Below are 19,200 nucleotides of genomic sequence, written 5' to 3' on the forward strand. Positions count from 1 at the left end.
CCATTGATTCACTGGGCACTGCCGGGGACGCTGCTGCGGCACTGCGTGCAGTGCCGCGCTCTATGCTTGTCGCGTTCGTACGCGCCAGTTCACGCGAATTGACGCAGGAAACGCAGGTCGTTTTCGAAGAACAGACGCAGGTCTTGCACGCCGTAGCGCAACATCGTGAGCCGCTCGAGGCCGCTGCCGAAAGCAAAACCGATGTAGCGCTCAGGGTCGAGGCCCATATTGCGGATCACCGTGGGGTGAACCTGGCCGGAACCCGAAATTTCGAGCCACTTGCCGGCGTTCTTGCCCGTTTCGAACAGCATGTCGATTTCAGCCGACGGTTCGGTGAACGGAAAGTACGACGGACGGAAGCGCACCTGAATATCGTCGCGCTCGAAGAATTTCTTGAGGAAATCGGAGTAGACGCCCTTCAGATCCGCGAAGCTGATGTTCTCGTCGATCCACAGGCCTTCGACCTGGTTGAACATCGGCGAATGCGTTGCGTCGCTATCCACACGATACGTGCGGCCCGGCACGATCACCTTGATCGGCGGCGTATTGGTACGGGCGTAGCGCACCTGCATCGGGCTGGTGTGCGTGCGCAGCAGCAGTTGACGGCCGTCGGCATCTTTGCCGTCGACGTAGAAGGTGTCCTGCATCGAACGCGCCGGGTGGTTCTCCGGGCTGTTCAGCGAGGTGAAGTTGTACCAGTCGGTTTCGATTTCGGGACCGTCGGCCACGTCGAATCCGATCGTACGGAAAATCTGTTCGACGCGTTCCCATGTGCGCATCACCGGGTGCAGACTACCTGCGCCGGTGCCGCGGCCTGGCAACGTAACGTCAATGGCTTCAGCGGCGAGGCGCTGGTTCAGCAACGCGTCGGCGAGCGCCTGACGGCGGGCCGTCAACGCGGCCTCCACTTGTTGCTTGACGAGGTTGATCCGTGCGCCTTCGGTCTTGCGCGTTTCGGGATCGAGTTTGCCAAGGCCCTTCAATAGCTCGGTCAACGCACCCGATTTGCCGAGAAAGCGCGCTTTCTCGTTCTCGAGGGTGGTGACGTCGGAGGCTTCTGCGAAGGCTTTTTGCGCGTCGGCGACAATCTGGTCCAGATCCATTGATCCCATCATTTCAACGTCAGTGTTCTATCGAAGCAAATCCGGTTCTACCAACAAAAACGGGGCTCGGTGAGGAGCCCCGTTTTTGCTGCAGCGTCACCGAGACTACCGGATGTTCGCTGCAACGAACCACGCAGTTTAATTGCCCAAAGCGCAATCAGGCTGCAACGGCGGCTTTCACCTGCTGAACGATCGCAGCAAAAGCAGCCTTGTCGAACACAGCCATGTCGGCCAGCACCTTGCGGTCGAGTTCGATCGAAGCCTTCTTCAGGCCGTTGATGAACACGCTGTACGTCATGTCGTGCTGACGCACCGCCGCGTTGATACGCGTGATCCACAATGCACGGAACACACGCTTCTTGTTGCGGCGATCGCGGTAGGCGTATTGGCCTGCGCGCATGACCGCCTGCTTGGCGATGCGATAGACGTTATTGCGACGGCCGCGGTAACCCTTGGCCAGCTTGATGATCTTCTTGTGACGGGCCCGTGCGGTAACCCCACGTTTTACTCGAGGCATGTCTTGCTCCTATGAGTGTCGGTTAAGGGTTAAGCGAACGGCAGCATTGCGCGCACGGAGTTCATATCTGCTTCATGAACTGCCGTCGAACCGCGCAAATGGCGTTTGTTCTTGGTGGTCTTCTTGGTAAGAATGTGGCGCTTGAAGGCTTGACCGCGCTTGACGGTACCGCCCGGACGCACCACGAAGCGCTTTGCAGCACTCTTCTTGGTCTTCATCTTCGGCATGACAACTCCATTATTAGATGGATATGGGTGTGCGGTCGGCCAGATGGCCATTACCCGCCCTTCGAAACCCATTCCACTTGGTATGCAGACCGCCGTTACTGCCGGCAGCCGCTTTTCAGAAAACGGCGCACATTTGCATATGCGCCGTTCCGAAACCTGCCGATCCCGCACCGGACACCCGGCACAGCATCGTTTCAATCTTTCACAACCGGAGCGCGCACCACATGGTGCGCCGCTGCTCCAGCGGCTTACTTCTTTTTCTTCGGCGCGAGCACCATGATCATCTGGCGCCCTTCCATTTTCGGCATCTGCTCGACCTGACCAACTTCGTCGAGGTCCGTGCGCAGGCGCTCGAGCATGCGCATACCGATTTCCTGGTGAGCCATTTCGCGGCCACGGAAACGCAACGTGATTTTCGTCTTGTCGCCGTCGTCGAGGAAGCGGATGAGGTTGCGCAGCTTGACGTTGTAGTCGCCGTCATCAGTGCCCGGGCGGAATTTAACTTCCTTGACCTGGACGATCTTCTGCTTGAGCTTGGCCTCGTGTTGCTTCTTCGCTTCCGAGTACTTGAACTTGCCGTAGTCCATCAAACGGCAGACCGGAGGAACCGCTTGCGGAGCGATTTCAACCAGATCCACATCCTGCTGTTCCGACATGCGGAACGCATCAGCGAGTTTCACGATGCCGAGCGGTTCGTTCTCGACTCCGACCAGACGCACCTCGGGTGCTGTAATTTCACCGTTGATGCGGTGCGCAGACTTATCAGTAGCGATGTTACGTTTCCTCTAAAAATTAAAAAAACGAGCCGGGCTGCCAAGTGGCTCAGTTGAACGACTGCACATCCTGGCGCAGACGCTCAATGAAGGTATCGAGAGGCATCACGCCCAGATCGACACCACCACGGGCACGCACGGCTACCGTTTGGGCTTCACGCTCTTTGTCGCCGACCACAAGCAGGTACGGCACCTTTTCCAGCGTGTGCTCCCGTATTTTATAGCTAATCTTCTCGTTGCGCAAATCAGCCTCTACTCTAACCCCTTGTTTTTGCAACGATTGGGCTAGCGACTGCGCATATTCGGCCTGACTTTCCGCGATATTCATCACCACAACCTGCATCGGCGCGAGCCACGACGGCATTGCACCAGCATGGTGCTCGATCAGAATACCGAGGAAACGCTCCATTGATCCGACGATTGCCCGGTGCAGCATGATCGGGCGGCGGCGGCTGTTGTCTTCAGCGACGTATTCGGCGCCCAGACGCTCCGGCAGCACCATATCGAGCTGCAACGTGCCGCACTGCCACGAGCGGCCGAGTGCATCCTTGATGTGGTATTCGACCTTCGGGCCGTAGAACGCGCCCTCGCCCGGCAACTCCTCCCACGTCACGCCGCAGGCCGTCAGCGCCTCGCGCAGGCCCTGCTCCGCTCGGTCCCATGTCTCATCCGTGCCGGCGCGCGCATCCGGGCGCAGCGACAGTTTGATCTCGACATTGTCGAAGCCGAAGTCCTTGTAGACGCTCATCGCCAGCGTGTTGAACGCGATCGATTCGCTGATGAACTGGTCTTCGGTACAGAAAATGTGCGCGTCGTCCTGCACGAAGCCACGCACGCGCATCAGGCCGTGCAATGCGCCCGACGATTCATTGCGGTGGCACGAGCCGAATTCCGCGTAACGCAGCGGCAAATCGCGATACGAGCGCAAGCCGTGGTTGAACACCTGCACGTGACCAGGGCAGTTCATCGGCTTGATCGCGTAGTCGCGCTTTTCCGATTCCGTCGTGAACATGTTTTCACGATAGTTCTGCCAGTGGCCCGACGCTTCCCAGAGCGAGCGGTCCATGATCATCGGCGTCTTGATTTCGAGGTAGCCGGCGTCATTCACGCGGCGGCGCATGTACTGCTCGACCTGCTGCCACAGCGTCCAGCCGCGCGGATGCCAGAACACCATGCCCGGCGACTCGTCCTGCATATGGAACAGGTCGAGTTGCTTGCCGAGCTTGCGGTGATCGCGCTTTTCCGCCTCTTCAAGCATGTGCAGATACGCTTCCTGGTCTTCCTTCTTCGTCCAGGCCGTGCCATAGATGCGCTGCAGCTGCTCGTTCTTCGAGTCGCCGCGCCAGTAGGCGCCCGCAAGCTTCATCAGCTTGAAGACCTTCAGCTTGCCGGTAGACGGCACGTGCGGGCCGCGGCACAGATCGGTGAAGCCGCCGTGCGAGTAAAGCTTGATTTCGTCGGTAGCCGGAATCGATTCGATGATCTCGGCCTTGTACTTTTCGCCGATGCTCTTGAAGTAGTCCACGGCCTCGTCGCGCGAAACCACACGGCGCGAAACCGGCTCGTCTTTCTTCGCGAGCTCCTGCATGCGCTTCTCGATCTTCTCGAGATCTTCCGGCGTGAAGGGACGGCTGTACGCGAAGTCGTAGTAAAAACCGTTGTCGATCACCGGGCCGATCGTAACCTGCGCTTCCGGGAACAGATCCTTCACCGCGTACGCGAGCAAGTGCGCCGTGGAGTGACGAATGATGTCGAGGCCGTCGGCGTCTTTCTCGGTGATGATGGCAAGCGCCACGTCATGATCGATCAGCGTGGACGTATCGACGAGTTCACCGTCGATCTTGCCGCCGAGCGCAGCTTTCGCGAGGCCGGGGCCGATCGAGGCGGCCACTTCGGCGACGGTCACCGGATGCTCGTACTGTCGAACAGAACCGTCAGGCAGACGTATCGAAACCATTGCGTTCTCCGTGGTGCCGACCGGCGGCGGCACATACAACCAGGTCAAAAACCAAAAAAAATGCGGCCCCGCTTTCGAGGGGCCGCATTCACATTTCCTGCTAACTACAGTGGCGAAAGTGGTCCTCGACTAGCGTCGCTCCGAAGTAGTTTCGGTCAGTGTTCGCGGTGCCATAACCGTATTTTGCCTTTTGCGCCGAAGCGCTTACTGCAGTTTGCGAAACCCCGGCAAAACCGGAATTTCTCTTTCGTTGGTAGGCTCGATTGGACTCGAACCAACGACCCCCACCATGTCAAGGTGGTGCTCTAACCAGCTGAGCTACGAGCCTGAAGAAACGAGATTATATGGAGCCCCACACCGCTTGGCAAGTACTTTTATGCGCCGACTTTAAATTTCTACTCACGCGCGCGAGCGCATCGAACCGATGCATACCGGGCACCTGCACGAATCCACAGGCACCCGCCGCCGCGTCCGCGCATCAACTCTTGCGTGAAGCGCGCACCACGCCGACTACTTCACCGAGCAACGTACACGCGCGCTGAATTTGCGCGGCGCTCGACACCTCGACAGTAAATTGCATGAACGCAGCGTTGCGACGCGACTGCGTCTTCACGCCGATCACATTCATCTTCTCGCGCGCGAAAACTTCGGAGATATCGCGCAGCAGACCTTGCCGATCCGTGGCCTCGATGCTGAGGTCGACGGGATAGACCGACTGCCCGCGGCCGCTCATGACATCTGCCGACCACGCGGTTTGCAACACACGCTCCGGCGCGCGATCGGCCATGCGCATGAAAGTCGGGCAATCGCTGCGGTGAATCGACATGCCCTTGCCACGCGTGACAAAGCCGCTGATGTCGTCGGGCGGCGCCGGACGGCAACAGCGCGCGAGTTGCGTAAGCAACGCGTCGACGCCGACCACGAGCACACCCGTGGAAGCCCCACGGGCGACGCTCGCGCCGCTACTGCGCTTCTCGAACTGTTCCGGCGCTTCGACCACGGGCTCGGGCGGCGGCGCATCGTGCAGCGCCTGCTCGACGAGCCGCAGACTGAACTCCTCTTTGCCGACCACCGAAAACAAATCGTCGGTGGTTTTGAAGCCGAGCTTGGCGGCGAGCTGATCGAGATTGACCGACGTCTTGCCCTCGCGCTGCAGGGTCTTTTCGACCATCGCACGGCCGCTCGAGATGTGCTCCTGCACTTCGACCGCGTTGAACCACGCGCGCACTTTCTGCCGCGCTCGATGGCTCTGCAGATACCCGAGTTGCGGGTTGAGCCAGTCACGCGAAGGACCACCCTCTTTCACCGCGACAATCTCGACCGTCTGACCGTTCTGCAACGCCGTGTTGAGCGGCACCATCGCACCATCGACACGCGCGCCACGGCAGCGATGCCCCAGTTCGCTATGCAGGTGATACGCGAAGTCCACCGGCGTCGCACCGTGCGGCAGCGGAATCACGCGTGCTTGCGGCGTGAGCACGTAGATGTGGTCATCGTCGAGCGTAGCCTGCCGCAATTGCTCCCACGGCTGCGCGGCGCGCTTCTCGCCGTGCTCGCCTTCGGAGACATCGTCTTTCCACGCGAGCAGTTGACGCAACCACGCGATCTTCTCGTCGTACTTCTCATTGGCGCTGAACTGGCCGCCGTAACCACGCGTGCCCGCCTCCTTATAACGCCAGTGCGCCGCCACGCCATACTCGGCGAACTGATGCATTTCCTGCGTGCGAATCTGTACTTCGAACGCGCGACCGTCGTCGCCGATCACGACCGTGTGCAGCGATTTATAGCCATTCGGCTTCGGCCGTGAGATGTAGTCGTCGAACTCTTTCGGCACCGGTTGCCACAGGTTGTGCACGATGCCGAGCACGGTGTAGCAATCCTTGATGTCCTGCACGATCACGCGAAACGCGCGCACGTCGTACAGTTCGGCGAAATCCAGCTCCTTGCCGTGCATCTTGCGCCAGATGCTGTAAATGTGTTTTGGCCGGCCGCTGACTTCAGCCTGCACGTGCGCCGCAGCCAGTTCCTGCTGCAGCCGCTCGATTGCCTGCGCAACATAGCTCTCGCGCTCAACGCGTTTCTCGTCGAGCAGCTTGGCGATGCGTTTGTAAGTGACCGGCTCTTCGAAGCGGAGCGCGAGATCCTCGAGCTCCCACTTCAGTTGCCAGATGCCGAGCCGGTTGGCGAGCGGCGCGTAAATATCGAGCGTTTCACGCGCCACATCAGGCGACGGCGTGATTTTCGCCGCCGCGTAATAGCGCAGCGATTGCAAGCGCGACGCGAGCCGTATCAGCACGACGCGAATGTCCTGCGCAAACGCGAGCAGCATCTTGCGCAGCGCCTCGACCTGCGCGCGGCGCGCGGCCTGCGCATCGCGCCCGGCTTCGGGCATCGCATTCTGCGCGGCGCGCAAGCTCACCGTACCGAGGCGCAGCAACTTGCGCACGTCGCCGACCAGTTGCGCGACTTCTTCGCCGAAGTTATCGGCGATCACGCGTTCCGGGTCTTGCAGATGCGGCGTTAGCGCAAACAAGGCCGCCGCCAGCACAGCCGGCGGATCGACGTTGAGCGTGCGCATGATCGACGCCGTACCCGCCGCGTGATCCGCCAGCAACTCGCCCGATGAGAGCCGCACTTCGCCCGCATGTTCGCGCACGAACGCCATCGCTTCGTCGAAGGAAGGGATGGGGGTCGGCGTGCTCGTAACGATTTCGGTAGTCATAGTGCGACGGCCCACCGGGCCAGACGGATCAACGGATTTTCAACAACAACTGCGAGACGACACTAAAGCCAGCCTCAGCCACGCTCAATCGCGCTGCGCCGCGACCACGACGATTTCGACGAGGCACTTCGGGTTAGCGAGCTTCGCTTCGACGGTAGCGCGCGGCGGCGTGGCGCCTTGTGCGACCCACTCGTCCCATACTGCGTTCATACCGGCGAAGTGCACCATGTCCGAGATATAAATCTGCACGGACAGCAAGTGCGACTTGTCGCTGTTGACTTCTTCCAGCAGACGGTCGATGTGGCCGAGCACTTCGCGCGTCTGACCCGTGATGTCCTGATCCGCGTCTTCGGCGATCTGGCCGGCGAGGTACACGGTGCCGTTGTACACAGCGGTTTCCGAGAGGCGCTTGCCGACGTGGTGACGAATGACTGCCATGAAGAATCCTGAGGTTGGTTGAAAATTGATCGCAGATGCGTTCCGCATTGCACCTACGCATCGCATCCACGGGTGGCCAATAAAGGACGCCGCGCGGAACTCGATATTATGACGCGTCAGCGGCCGGCCCGATAAAGAACTGCCTCGCGATGTCGATCTGATCGGCCGACAGAAACGCCGGCGCATGCCCTACGCCCGCGATTTCGGCGCTGGATACAGCACGCCCGGTCTCAACCATCTTCGCGACCGTCTCGCGCGAGAGCAGATCCGATTGCTCGCCGCGCACCACCAGTACCGGCCCCTGAAACGCAGCCAGCGAATGCCACAACGCGGCCTCGCCGAGTTTGGCCGCCTCTTCGGTTGTCGCGGTAAACGGCTGTGCGATTCGCGGGTCGTAACGGAACAACCATGCGCCGTCCTGTTCGTGCAAAAGCGGCGTATTGATCTCGCGCCACTCCTCTGGCGTGAGCGGACCGAAGGTTTGCGCGAGCAACGCGGCGTAATCGATGCCCTGCTGCAGCGTTTCAAAGCGCACGGGCTTGCCGAGGTAATCGCCGATGCGCTGCACAGCCACCGGCTCCAGATGCGGCCCGACGTCGTTCAACAGCATTTTACGAATCGGCGTTTCCGGCAGGCCGGCCAACGCGAGCCCGATCAAACCGCCCATCGAGGTGCCGAACCAGTCGACCGTTTCGACGTTCAGGCGCGCGATCAGTGTGACCATATCGGCGACGTACTGCGGCACGCTATAGAAGTTGGGGTTCGCGAGCCAGGAAGACAAGCCCCGCCCCGCTACATCCGGACATACCACACGGTAAGTGCCGGCGAATTCCGCAGCAAGGCGGTCGAAATCGCGCCCCGAGCGCGTCAAACCGTGCACGCACAGCAGCACACGTGGATTAGCGGGGTCGCCCCACTCGGTGTAGGCGATCCGGTGCAGGCCACCGGCGCTCGCGCACTGCACATAACGTTGGCGCGGCGCGGGCCGCTCGGCGGTGGATGCAGACGTCTCGGTCATCTGGGTTCCTTGCAAAAGCTCCATGGGCTCGACGCAGACCAAGCGGCGGGAAATGAATGTCGAATCTTCAAACGATTGTAAACCGCTTTGCCGCGCGGCAAGGATCGGCCGAACGGCCTAAGACTGATCAGGATGCACCAGGGTATAAGCCGCAGCGCCGGCGCCCGGATCCGGGCAGCGCAAAAACGGCGCGAAAAGGCGCCACCAAAACAAAACGGGCGAGACTCGCGCCTCGCCCGCCTACAACCTCGCGTCAATTCAATTCAATTCGCTTCGCAAGCCACCCCGAGACCTACAAGGCAACTCGCGTTGCCACCACCTTCCGTCACAAGGACCAAAGCAGGTGGCTGACACCACCATTCAGCTCACCGCGCTCACATCCAGCGGCGCGCCCGTCTTCGTCTGGATTTCCTCGACGCTGACACCCGGCGCCAGCTCAGTCACCTTCAGACCGTCTTCCGTGATTTCGATCACGCCGAGATCGGTAATGATCTGATCGACCACGCCCACACCCGTCAACGGCAACGTGCATTCTTCGAGAATCTTGTGCTGGTCGCCCTTCGCAACGTGTTCCATCAACACGACCACGCGCTTGACGCCCGCGACCAGATCCATCGCGCCGCCCATGCCCTTGATCATCTTGCCCGGGATCATCCAGTTGGCCAGATCGCCCTTCTTGCTGATCTGCATCGCGCCCAGAATCGCCAGGTTGATGTGGCCGCCGCGAATCATCGCGAACGAATCCGCCGACGAGAAAATCGACGAACCCGGCAACGTGGTCACCGTCTGCTTGCCGGCGTTGATCAGGTCGGCATCCACTTCTTCTTCGGTCGGCGACGGGCCGATGCCGAGCAGGCCGTTTTCCGACTGCAGCCACACTTCGACGCCGGCCGGCACGTGGTTCGCCACCAGCGTCGGCAAGCCGATGCCGAGGTTCACGTAGAAGCCGTCCTGCAATTCCTTCGCCGCGCGTGCGGCCATTTCGTCACGAGTCCATGCCATGATCAGTCTCCTTTCGCGCGGACGATGCGTTGTTCAATGCGTTTTTCCGGATTCGCATTGAGCACAATGCGCTGCACGAAAATGCCCGGCGTGTGGATCGCATCCGGATCGAGTTCGCCCACTTCAACGATTTCCTCGACTTCCGCGACCGTGATCTTGCCGGCCATCGCGCACATCGGGTTGAAGTTGCGCGCGGTGCGGCGATAGATCAGGTTGCCCGATTTATCGGCTTTCCACGCCTTGACCAACGCGACGTCGGCCGTCAGCGAATGTTCGAGCACGTAATGGTTTTCGCCGAACTGGCGGGTTTCCTTGCCTTCGGCGATCAGCGTGCCGTAGCCGGTGTTCGTGAAGAAGGCCGGAATGCCCGAGCCGCCCGCGCGCAGCTTCTCGGCGAGCGTGCCTTGCGGCGTGAATTCGAGCTCGAGTTCGCCGGCCAGATACTGGCGTTCGAACTCCTTGTTCTCGCCCACGTACGAAGAAATCATCTTCTTGACCTGGCGCGTTTCGAGCAGCAGACCGAGGCCGAAACCGTCGACGCCCGCATTGTTGCTGATGCAGGTGATGCCCTGCACCTTCGAATCGCGCAGCGCCGCGATCAGCGCCTCAGGAATGCCGCACAGCCCGAAACCGCCGACGGCGAACGTCTGCCCGTCCTTGACGATGTCTTTCAGCGCCTCGGCGGCGCCTGGATAGACCTTGTTCATCAGTATGTCCCTTCCTTTATGGAAACCCGAAAACGGAATTCGGATCGTTGCGACTTCGATATGGCGCTTAGCGGGCAAACGCCCGACACGTCATTCTAGTCATCCGCGGCCTGTTCTGCGCTCAGGTTACCCTGCCTCACGCAAATGCCTGCTGCGAACATTTCGCCGCGTTGTCATGTGCCCGAAAGAGTACGCTGGGCGCGCCATGCGGCACAATACGCAAAAATACATAAGTACTTGCCGCCAGCCCATGCCCGCACTGGATTACCAAACCGCGTTTCACCTCGCTCCGATCGGACTCGTGCTGTCACGCGAACGCATCATAGAAGACTGCAACGACGAGCTGGCGTCGATATTCGGCTGCACGCGCGAGGCGCTGCTCGGCCAGTCGTTCCAGGTGCTGTATCCGTCGACGGACGAATTCGAGCGGATCGGCGCGCGGATTCCGCCGATCATGACCGCCCAAGGCAGCTACGCGGACGACCGGATCATGAAGCGGGCCAACGGGGAATTGTTCTGGTGCCACGTGACGGGCCGCGCGCAGCAACGCATGGACCCGCACGCAGCGGGTGTGTGGACTTTCGAGGATTTGAGCGCGACACGGCGCGTGGCGGTCGAGCTAACGCCGCGCGAGCGGGAAATCGCCGCGCAACTGGTGACGGGCAAAACCAGCAAGCAGATCGGACGGGCGCTGGATATCAGCCCGCGCACGGTCGATGTCTACCGCGCGCGGCTGATGCGCAAATACGATACGGGGAATGCGACCGAGCTGTTGCAGCGCTTGCTCGGGCATTGAAGAGGCGCTGAGAAGGCGCTGGGAGCGCTGGGAGCTACTAAGCCGCCTTGACCAGCGCCGCGCTCTCGATGGTCGCGCGCAACATATCCGGAACCGGCACGGACTTGCCCGCAGCATAGTCGATCCACACGCAGCGCGCAGCACCGCGCGCATAGACGGTGGTCGGATCATCGGCGCGCACGAGCTCGAACGCCGTGTCAAAACTGCTGCGCCCGGGCGTGGCCACGGACATCCGGCCAATCACATCGCCGGGATAGTGCAACTGCTTGAGAAACTCCATCGACGCATTGACGATCACCGGCCCCTGCCCGTCGGCGTTGCTGCCGGCCAGACCCAGTTGCTCGAACCAGGAAATCCGCACCTGCTCCATGTAGCGGAAATAGACCGTGTTGTTCACATGGCCGAATGCGTCCATATCGCCCCACCGAATCGGCATAGACATCTCAAAAACTGCGTGAAAATCGCTCATCGTACTTCTTTAACGGGTTGAAACGAGGGTGAAACCGGCACGCGGGCCGGGGCAAACATGACAAACAACGAACGGCGGCGCAAAGCTACGTTCAGGCGAGACCGAAGCCATCGTCGGCGGCAATCACCGAGCCGTTGATGAATTGCGATTCGTCGGCCGCCAGCAGCAGCAACAGCCCGTCCAGATCTTCCGGCTTGCCGACACGATGACGCGGCAGCAGCGAGACCAGCTTCTGCCCCTGCTCGGTCGACCAGTGATGGTGGTTGATCTCGGTATCGATATAGCCCGGGCAGATGGCGTTCACGTTGATGCCGTGCTTGCCCCACTCCAGCGCCATGGCTTTCGTCATATGGACGACGGCGGCCTTGCTCATCGAGTACAGGCCGATCTGCGGCAACACCCGCAGGCCCGCCATCGACGCGATATTGATGATCCGGTATGACGGCTTCTGCGCGCTATTGCCGCGCATGATCATGCGCTTGGCGACTTCCTGCGCAACGAAGAAGGCGCCGCGCGTGTTAGTGTCGAACACGTATTCGAAGTCGGCCGGCGTGACTTCCGAGAGCTTCTGCGTGGTCGACACGCCTGAATTGTTCACCAGAATGTCGATCGTGCCCGCCTCGGTTTCCGCGTGGGCGACCGCCGACTTGATGCTTTGATAATCCGTGACGTCGAGTGAGACGACGTGCGCCGCGCCCCCGGAGGCTTCGATCTCGGCGCGCAACTCCTTCAGGCGCTCGGTGCGGCGGCTTGCCAACACGACCTTGGCGCCAGCCTGCGACAATACTTGAGCAAAGCGCTTCCCCAACCCGCTCGAGGCGCCGGTGATCAGCGCGACCTTGCCTTCCAGATTGATCGAACGGCCCATTGTCGTTCCTTGTTCGGTTGTTGTTACAGACGCGGTTGACAGGTGCGGTAGGACCGTCGCTGCGGGTCATACCGTATCACAGAAATAGAACGATCGTGCTAATCTCTGCTCATCTGGTTGCAGTGGCGGAGACCATCGCCCACAATACGATCCCGAAAAAAGCATTCTAACGGTAAGAAGAGGAGCATCAATGACCCCCGCAAGCCTCATTGAGCAATACGGTCCACGCGAGTCGATGGAATACGACGTCGTGATCGTCGGCGGCGGCCCGGCAGGCCTGTCCGCAGCGATCCGCCTGAAGCAGCTGGCGGCGGAGAAAGGCGTCGAGCTTGGCGTGTGCGTACTGGAAAAAGGCTCGGAGATCGGGGCTCATATCCTGTCGGGCGCGGTGATGGATCCGCGCGCCATCACCGAACTGATCCCGGACTGGAAGGAAAAAGGCGCGCCGCTGACGGTGGACGTGACCGAAGACAAGTTCCTGTTCCTGACGGAAACCGGTTCGAAGAGCGTGCCGACCTGGGCGCTGCCGGACAACTTCAAGAACCACGGCAACTACGTGATCAGCCTCGCGAACGTCACGCGCTGGCTGGGTCAGCAGGCTGAAGCGCTGGGCGTGGAGATTTTCCCGGGCTTTCCGGCCGCTGAGATTCTGTATAACGACGATGGCTCGGTCAAAGGCGTCGCCACTGGCAATCTGGGGATCGGCAAGGATGGCGAGCCGACCGAGAACTTCCAGCTCGGCATGGAGCTGCACGCGAAATACACACTCTTCTGCGAAGGCGCGCGTGGGCATCTCGGTCGTCAACTGAACGACAAGTTCAAGCTGCGCGAAGGCGTCGATCCGCAGGTCTACGGTATCGGTATCAAGGAATTGTGGGAAATCGATCCGGCGAAGCACAAGCCGGGTCTGGTGATGCACACCGCCGGCTGGCCCCTGGAAAACGACACCTACGGCGGCTCGTTCCTCTATCACATGGACAACAACCAAGTGGTGGTGGGCTTTGTAGTCGGCCTCGGCTACACGAATCCGTATCTGTCGCCGTTCGAGGAATTCCAGCGCTACAAGACGCATCCGGCAATCCGCGCAATTCTGGAAGGCGGCAAGCGCGTGTCGTATGGCGCGCGGGCGATCACCGCGGGCGGTCTGTTGTCGTTACCGAAGCTGGTGTTCCCGGGTGGCGCGCTGGTGGGTGACGATGCCGGCTTCCTGAACGCATCGCGGATCAAGGGTTCGCATGCGGCTATCAAGACCGGCATGCTGGCGGCTGAGGCTGCTTTTGAAGCCGTGCAGGCAGGTCGCACCAGCGATGAGCTGACGGCCTATCCGGAGTCGTTCAAGACCTCGTGGCTGCACACGGAACTGCATCGCGCGCGCAACTTCAAGCAGTGGATGAGCAAGGGCCTGTACCTCGGCACCCTGATGGTCGGCATCGAGCAGAAGCTGTTGGGCGGCAATGTGCCCTGGACGCTGCACCACCAGCATTCGGATCACGAGATGCTGAAACCGGCATCGCAGTGCAAGCAGATCACGTATCCGAAGCCGGATGGAAAGCTGACGTTCGACAGGCTGTCTTCCGTGTTCATTTCGAACACCAACCACGAAGAGAATCAGCCGGCTCACCTGACGCTGAAAGATCCTTCGGTGCCGGTGAATGTGAACTGGCAGACCTATGCCGGTCCGGAGTCACGCTACTGCCCCGCCGCGGTGTATGAGTTCGTGAAGAACGACGACGGCAGCGAGCGTCTCGTGATCAACGCGCAGAACTGCGTGCATTGCAAGACCTGCGATATCAAGGACCCGACCCAGAATATCGTCTGGGTGACGCCTGAGGGTGGCGGCGGTCCGAACTATCCGAATATGTGATTCGGTGTTTGTTTGCCGTGCGCGGAGCTTGTTTGTCCGCGCACGGCATGCTGGCAAACAGGCTCAAACTCACCGCATCATTTCAATCCGCTCCCGCACTTTAGCCAGCACCGGCGCCCACGCGCCAATCTCAGGCTGCCGAAAGAGCTCAATAGAATCGTACCAGGCCGTGGTGCCCGATTCGTCGCCCCAGAACCATGCCGACAAATGATCGATCATCAAACACGTCGGCACGCCGAGCGCTCCCGCCAGATGAGCGGGTCCGCTATCAATCGTGACGACCAGATCCAGATTCGTCAGCAACGCAGCGACATCGTCGAATCCGGACTGAAAATGGTGGGTCAGATCGACAACATCGAGTCCCTTGACGCGCCACCGCGCGACCGTCTCGCTGCGCCCAGGCGACAACGCAAACCAGGTGACGCCTGGCAAGCTCAATAGCGGCTCGAGTTGCTCGACAGGCACTGATCTCCGCATATCGCGGATATGCTCAGGATTGCCGTTCCACACTAAACCGACGTTGCGATTGCCCGGCTTGCCGGCCGTGTGCGCATGAACCCGCTCGCGCCATGCCTGCACGCGCACGGGCTCGGCGCTCAGATACGGCGCACCCCACCCCGTTGCATCGAAGACGCCAAGCCGCAGCGGCAAGCTCATCAACCCGCAATGGAAATCCGGCCGCGTTTCAAGGCTCGTTTCGAGCGGCAAGTCAGCGGGTAGCATCCGTTCGAATAGATGCCGCAACGGCCCGTCGTGACCGAAAATCACCCGGCCGCCTTCGCGTCGCGCCCGCTCGGCCAGGAGCGGCAGAAAGCGCACCGCCCAAAGGCAGTCGCCGTTACCTTGCTCGCCGTAGACGACCAGCGTTTTGCCTTGCAGCGTTTTGCCTTGCAGCGATTCGCCCTGCCAATGCGCACTGATCGCAGCGAGCGCATGCTGCGCGTTATTCAGATCGTCGCCGAACGCGACGTGTGATTCGTAATGCGCCCAGCCTTCGGCGAAACGTCCCGTCCGGATTTCAAGTTCCGACAGATCGAATAGCGCATGCATATTGTCCGGCGACAAAGCCAACACTTGCCTGAGCAATGCTTCCGCTTCCGCCAGTCGCGCCTGCTCCTTGATGCATAACGCGAGCTTGTGAAGCGCCACCGGGTTGCCGGGTACGATGCGCACCGCTTCGCGCAGTAGCCGCTCGGCCATGTCGAAGTCATTGCGCTGTTGCACGGCCGCCGCACGCCAGATCAGCGCGTTGGCGTCTTCGGCGTTTTGCGCGAGCAACAGCGTCGTGGCGGAGTCGACGAGCGACCAGTCGCGCACGATGAAGGCCGTCTGCGCGATGGTGTGTAGGAGCGTAGGTTCGCAGGAGGGATCAAGCTGGTAAGCGCGCACCAGCGCCGCGAGCGCCTCGCGCCGAAGCGACTTGTCGCGGCCGGCGCGCTCCAGCAAGAAATGTCCGAATGCAAGGCAGTCCGCGGCGCCAGCGTGTGGCGCGGTGGCACGCGCGCGCAGGTCCGCGAGTTGGCTATCGGCCGGCTCGGTGTTCGTATCGATCATTGAAACGAGAGGCCACGCGCACTACGAAGACGCCCAGAAAGCGCCCTTTACGGCGCGCTCGCCGCGATCTTCGGCGTGCTGACGGCGACGTCGCCGCATTGCGCACGGTGGCGCAACGCATGGTCGATCAGCACCAGCGCGAGCATGGATTCGGCGATCGGCGTGGCGCGGATGCCGACGCACGGGTCGTGACGCCCGAACGTTTCGACAACAACGGGCTGCCCCGCCTTGTCGATCGAGCGGCGCGGCGTACGGATGCTCGAAGTCGGCTTGATCGCGATCGACACCGTGATGTCCTGGCCGGTCGAAATACCGCCGAGCACACCACCCGCGTGATTGCCGACGAAGCCTTCCGGCGTCAATTCGTCGCCGTGGACCGAACCGCGTTGCGCGACGCTGGCGAAGCCCGCGCCGATTTCGACGCCCTTCACCGCATTGATGCCCATCATGGCGTGCGCAATGTCTGCGTCGAGCCGGTCGAACAGCGGCTCGCCCAGCCCAACCGGCACGCCGGAAGCCACGACGTTAATGCGTGCGCCGATCGAGTCGCCGTCTTTACGCAAGGCGTCCATATACGTTTCCAGCTCCGGCACGATCTCCGCATTCGGCACGAAGAACGGGTTCTCACGCACATGCGACCAGTCGACGAACGGCACGTCGATTTCTCCGAGCGCCGCCATGTAACCGCGGATCTCAACACCGAACTTTTCACGCAGCCATTTCTTCGCAACCGCGCCGGCCGCTACCGTAGGTGCGGTCAGACGGGCCGACGAACGGCCGCCGCCGCGATAGTCGCGAATGCCGTATTTCTGCCAGTAGGTGTAGTCGGCGTGACCGGGACGGAAGGTGTCGGCGATGTTGCCGTAGTCCTTGCTGCGCTGGTCTGTATTGCGGATCAGGAGCGCGATCGGCGCGCCGGTGGTCTGGCCTTCGAACACGCCCGACAGGATCTCGACCTTGTCTTCTTCCTGGCGCTGCGTGACATGGCGCGACGTGCCGGGTTTGCGGCGGTCGAGTTCGAGCTGGATGTCGGCTTCGCTAAGCGCCATGCCCGGCGGGCAGCCGTCGATCACGCAGCCGATAGCGGGGCCGTGCGATTCGCCGAAGGTCGTGACAGTGAAAAGCGTACCGAGCGTGTTGCCGGACATGGGCGTCGTCCAAAGAAATGCGGGGAAAGCACCATTATGCCAGCCCTACAGGGGCTAAGTCCCGGCCGCCCTACTTCCGCGCCCCGCGCAACTCGGTGACGATCTGCTGCAGCACCTCAGGCGTCGCCTCGGCCGGATCGATCGGCTCACCCACCGCCAGCGTCAGCCGGCTCATCACGCCCTTCTGGATCGGTCGCGGCCAGCGCGCGTCGTTGGCGCGCGAAAACACGCTCCCCCACAGCCCACGCAGCGCCATCGGTATCACCGGCGCCGGCGTGCGGCGGATGATCTCAGTCACGCCATGGCGGAACGGATTCATCTCGCCGGTCTTCGTCAATTTGCCTTCAGGGAAGATGCAGACCAGATCGCCCTCGGCGAGCGCCTCTGCGCAGCGCTCATAGGCGCGCGTCAGCAGCTCCGGATCCTGATGGGCGGGCGCGATCGGAATTGCCTTCGCATGGCGGAACACCCAGCCGGCGAACGGCGACTTGAAAATCTGATGGTCCATCACGAAGCGGATCGGCCGCGGGCTCTCGGCCATGATGACGATCGCGTCGACGAAGCTCACGTGATTGCACACCAGCACGGCCGCACCCTCTTCCGGAATCCGTTCGGCATGCACGAGGCGAATCCGGTAGAACGTATGCACCAGCACCCAGGCAATAAAGCGCAGCAAGAACTCAGGCACGAGCGAATAAATATATGTCGCGACGACAATGTTCAGCAGCGCGGTGACGAGGAAAATCGCCGGAATACTGAAGCCCGCCGCGGTCAGCCCCATCGCCATCAACGCCGAGACGATCATGAACAGCGAATTCAGAATATTGTTCGCGGCGATGATGCGCGCGCGGTGGGTCGGCTGGCTACGGCTCTGGATCAGCGCATAGAGCGGCACGCTATAGAAGCCGCCGAACATGGCCAGCAGGAACAGATCGGCCAGCACGCGCCAATGGGCGGGCCGCACGAGGAATTCGCCGACGCTCAATAGATGCCCGGCGGCCGGCAACGCATGACTCGCGAAGAACAGATCGATCGCGAACACGCTCATGCCGATCGAGCCGAGCGGCACGAGGCCGATTTCGATGCGCCGCTTCGAGAGCTTTTCGCACATCAGCGAACCGAGGCCGATGCCGATCGAGAAGGTGCCGAGCAGCACGGTCACGACATCTGGGTCGGCGGACAGCACGTTTTTCGCAAAGCTGAAAAACGAAGACAGAAAAGTCGCGCCAACGAACCACAGCCAGGAAATCCCCAGCAGGCTCAGAAACACCGTGCGGTTTTCGCGCGCGAGCTTCAGGTTGCGCCACGTTTCACTGACCGGATTCCAGTTGACGCGCAGATCGGGCTGCGGCGCCGCCGTGACAGGCACAAAGTTCGACACCAGCCGCCCCACCAGAGCAATCCCGACACAGGCGCAGGCCAGCACCACCGCGCCATGCTCGACGAAACCCGCACCCACGCCGCCGATAATCGTCCCAATCAGAATCGCGACGAAGGTGCCCATCTCGACCATGCCGTTGCCGCCGACCAGTTCCGACTTCGACAGATGCTGCGGCAGATACGAATACTTGACTGGTCCGAATACGGTCGAATGGACGCCCATCAGAAACGTGCACAGATATAGCAAGGGCGCGCTGTGCATCCAGAAACCCGTGCCGCCGATCAGCATCACGACGATTTCGAAGCTCTTAACGAAGCGCGTGAGCATCGCCTTATCGTACTTGTCCGCGATCTGGCCGGAGGTGGCCGACAGCAGCACGAACGGCAGAATGAAGATCGCCGAGATCAGGAACGCCGCGGTTTTCGGATCGACGCCTGAAAAGCGCGCCGCCTGGTACGTGACGAGCGACGTGAAGCCGATCTTGAAGACGTTGTCGTTCATCGCACCGAGAAACTGGGTCCAGAAAAACGGCGCGAAGCGGCGCTGGCTCAGCAGGCGGAACTGGGACTCGTGCGTCTCGTGGGAGCGGGCGGCGCGGCGGGCGGCAGGTATCGGACGATCGCTCATGAGGTTCGGAGAACAGGCTAATAGAGCAG

General features: G+C 61.2%; 17 protein-coding genes and 1 tRNA gene. 2 read left to right on the forward strand and 16 right to left on the reverse strand.

What is annotated here, in order from left to right; genetic code table 11:
* Positions 1-89 precede the first annotated feature (89 nt).
* The 11 genes from pheS to BM438_RS32185 form a co-directional block, all read right to left on the reverse strand.
* On the reverse strand, positions 90-1,103 hold the full coding sequence (gene pheS / locus BM438_RS32130; protein ID WP_028200200.1) for a phenylalanine--tRNA ligase subunit alpha: 1,014 nt from the start codon (positions 1,101-1,103) through the stop codon (positions 90-92).
* Positions 1,104-1,260: 157 nt separating this feature from the next.
* Positions 1,261-1,620 (reverse strand): 50S ribosomal protein L20, encoded by a 360-nt coding sequence (gene rplT, locus BM438_RS32135; protein WP_006052502.1) that lies wholly within the window; start codon positions 1,618-1,620, stop codon positions 1,261-1,263.
* A gap of 29 nt (positions 1,621-1,649) precedes the next feature.
* Positions 1,650-1,847, reverse strand: a complete 198-nt coding sequence (rpmI, locus tag BM438_RS32140) for a 50S ribosomal protein L35 (RefSeq protein WP_028200199.1) — start codon at positions 1,845-1,847, stop codon at positions 1,650-1,652.
* Positions 1,848-2,095: 248 nt separating this feature from the next.
* Complete coding sequence (gene infC, locus BM438_RS32145) at positions 2,096-2,620, reverse strand: translation initiation factor IF-3 (RefSeq protein WP_074263967.1); 525 nt, start codon at positions 2,618-2,620, stop codon at positions 2,096-2,098.
* 49 nt (positions 2,621-2,669) lie between these two features.
* Positions 2,670-4,577 (reverse strand): threonine--tRNA ligase, encoded by a 1,908-nt coding sequence (gene thrS, locus BM438_RS32150; protein ID WP_093643293.1) that lies wholly within the window; start codon positions 4,575-4,577, stop codon positions 2,670-2,672.
* Between the two features lie 251 nt (positions 4,578-4,828).
* Positions 4,829-4,905: transfer RNA gene (locus tag BM438_RS32160), tRNA-Val, on the reverse strand.
* 150 nt (positions 4,906-5,055) lie between these two features.
* A complete protein-coding gene (locus BM438_RS32165; protein ID WP_093643296.1) occupies positions 5,056-7,299 on the reverse strand; it encodes a RelA/SpoT family protein in 2,244 nt (747 codons plus the stop codon).
* An 84-nt stretch (positions 7,300-7,383) separates the two neighbouring features.
* Positions 7,384-7,737, reverse strand: coding sequence for a RidA family protein (locus BM438_RS32170; RefSeq protein ID WP_028200195.1), 354 nt, complete (start codon positions 7,735-7,737; stop codon positions 7,384-7,386).
* A gap of 106 nt (positions 7,738-7,843) precedes the next feature.
* Positions 7,844-8,755, reverse strand: a complete 912-nt coding sequence (locus BM438_RS32175; protein ID WP_093643299.1) for an alpha/beta fold hydrolase — start codon at positions 8,753-8,755, stop codon at positions 7,844-7,846.
* A 360-nt stretch (positions 8,756-9,115) separates the two neighbouring features.
* Complete coding sequence (locus tag BM438_RS32180; protein ID WP_093643302.1) at positions 9,116-9,757, reverse strand: CoA transferase subunit B; 642 nt, start codon at positions 9,755-9,757, stop codon at positions 9,116-9,118.
* Between the two features lie 2 nt (positions 9,758-9,759).
* The gene (locus BM438_RS32185) at positions 9,760-10,464 is read right to left on the reverse strand and encodes a CoA transferase subunit A (RefSeq protein WP_054040428.1); all 705 of its coding nucleotides are present in this window, start codon (positions 10,462-10,464) and stop codon (positions 9,760-9,762) included.
* Between the two features lie 250 nt (positions 10,465-10,714).
* Here BM438_RS32185 and BM438_RS32190 point away from each other — a divergent pair, with 250 nt between their 5' ends.
* Positions 10,715-11,260 (forward strand): LuxR C-terminal-related transcriptional regulator, encoded by a 546-nt coding sequence (locus BM438_RS32190; protein WP_054040426.1) that lies wholly within the window; start codon positions 10,715-10,717, stop codon positions 11,258-11,260.
* A gap of 37 nt (positions 11,261-11,297) precedes the next feature.
* Here the strand turns inward: BM438_RS32190 and BM438_RS32195 are convergent, their stop codons facing one another.
* Positions 11,298-11,729 carry an acyl-CoA thioesterase gene (locus tag BM438_RS32195; protein ID WP_054040423.1) on the reverse strand — a complete coding sequence of 144 codons (432 nt, stop codon included), beginning with the start codon at positions 11,727-11,729 and terminating at the stop codon, positions 11,298-11,300.
* Between the two features lie 91 nt (positions 11,730-11,820).
* Positions 11,821-12,597 carry an SDR family oxidoreductase gene (locus tag BM438_RS32200; protein WP_093643305.1) on the reverse strand — a complete coding sequence of 259 codons (777 nt, stop codon included), beginning with the start codon at positions 12,595-12,597 and terminating at the stop codon, positions 11,821-11,823.
* 190 nt (positions 12,598-12,787) lie between these two features.
* On the opposite strand from BM438_RS32200, the gene BM438_RS32205 reads away from it, so the two are divergent.
* On the forward strand, positions 12,788-14,461 hold the full coding sequence (locus BM438_RS32205; protein WP_093643308.1) for an electron transfer flavoprotein-ubiquinone oxidoreductase: 1,674 nt from the start codon (positions 12,788-12,790) through the stop codon (positions 14,459-14,461).
* A gap of 69 nt (positions 14,462-14,530) precedes the next feature.
* Here BM438_RS32205 and BM438_RS32210 read toward each other — a convergent pair whose 3' ends face one another.
* From BM438_RS32210 to BM438_RS32220, 3 genes are all read right to left on the reverse strand, one after another.
* The gene (locus BM438_RS32210) at positions 14,531-16,015 is read right to left on the reverse strand and encodes a tetratricopeptide repeat protein (protein ID WP_093643311.1); all 1,485 of its coding nucleotides are present in this window, start codon (positions 16,013-16,015) and stop codon (positions 14,531-14,533) included.
* Between the two features lie 47 nt (positions 16,016-16,062).
* Positions 16,063-17,163 carry a chorismate synthase gene (gene aroC / locus BM438_RS32215; RefSeq protein WP_093643314.1) on the reverse strand — a complete coding sequence of 367 codons (1,101 nt, stop codon included), beginning with the start codon at positions 17,161-17,163 and terminating at the stop codon, positions 16,063-16,065.
* Positions 17,164-17,233: 70 nt separating this feature from the next.
* The gene (locus BM438_RS32220) at positions 17,234-19,171 is read right to left on the reverse strand and encodes an MFS transporter (protein ID WP_093643317.1); all 1,938 of its coding nucleotides are present in this window, start codon (positions 19,169-19,171) and stop codon (positions 17,234-17,236) included.
* Between the last annotated feature and the right edge of the window lie 29 nt (positions 19,172-19,200).

It is taken from the genome of Paraburkholderia aspalathi, from assembly GCF_900116445.1.
Classification (GTDB): domain Bacteria; phylum Pseudomonadota; class Gammaproteobacteria; order Burkholderiales; family Burkholderiaceae; genus Paraburkholderia; species Paraburkholderia aspalathi.

Coding starts and splice junctions, on each gene's coding strand:
- pheS (WP_028200200.1), bottom strand. CDS start 1,103: ATGGATCTGGACCAGATTGTCGCCGACGCGCAAAAAGCCTTCGCAGAA.
- rplT (WP_006052502.1), bottom strand. CDS start 1,620: ATGCCTCGAGTAAAACGTGGGGTTACCGCACGGGCCCGTCACAAGAAG.
- rpmI (WP_028200199.1), bottom strand. CDS start 1,847: ATGCCGAAGATGAAGACCAAGAAGAGTGCTGCAAAGCGCTTCGTGGTG.
- thrS (WP_093643293.1), bottom strand. CDS start 4,577: ATGGTTTCGATACGTCTGCCTGACGGTTCTGTTCGACAGTACGAGCAT.
- BM438_RS32165 (WP_093643296.1), bottom strand. CDS start 7,299: ATGACTACCGAAATCGTTACGAGCACGCCGACCCCCATCCCTTCCTTC.
- BM438_RS32170 (WP_028200195.1), bottom strand. CDS start 7,737: ATGGCAGTCATTCGTCACCACGTCGGCAAGCGCCTCTCGGAAACCGCT.
- BM438_RS32175 (WP_093643299.1), bottom strand. CDS start 8,755: ATGACCGAGACGTCTGCATCCACCGCCGAGCGGCCCGCGCCGCGCCAA.
- BM438_RS32180 (WP_093643302.1), bottom strand. CDS start 9,757: ATGGCATGGACTCGTGACGAAATGGCCGCACGCGCGGCGAAGGAATTG.
- BM438_RS32185 (WP_054040428.1), bottom strand. CDS start 10,464: ATGAACAAGGTCTATCCAGGCGCCGCCGAGGCGCTGAAAGACATCGTC.
- BM438_RS32190 (WP_054040426.1), top strand. CDS start 10,715: ATGCCCGCACTGGATTACCAAACCGCGTTTCACCTCGCTCCGATCGGA.
- BM438_RS32195 (WP_054040423.1), bottom strand. CDS start 11,729: ATGAGCGATTTTCACGCAGTTTTTGAGATGTCTATGCCGATTCGGTGG.
- BM438_RS32200 (WP_093643305.1), bottom strand. CDS start 12,597: ATGGGCCGTTCGATCAATCTGGAAGGCAAGGTCGCGCTGATCACCGGC.
- BM438_RS32205 (WP_093643308.1), top strand. CDS start 12,788: ATGACCCCCGCAAGCCTCATTGAGCAATACGGTCCACGCGAGTCGATG.
- BM438_RS32210 (WP_093643311.1), bottom strand. CDS start 16,015: ATGATCGATACGAACACCGAGCCGGCCGATAGCCAACTCGCGGACCTG.
- aroC (WP_093643314.1), bottom strand. CDS start 17,163: ATGTCCGGCAACACGCTCGGTACGCTTTTCACTGTCACGACCTTCGGC.
- BM438_RS32220 (WP_093643317.1), bottom strand. CDS start 19,171: ATGAGCGATCGTCCGATACCTGCCGCCCGCCGCGCCGCCCGCTCCCAC.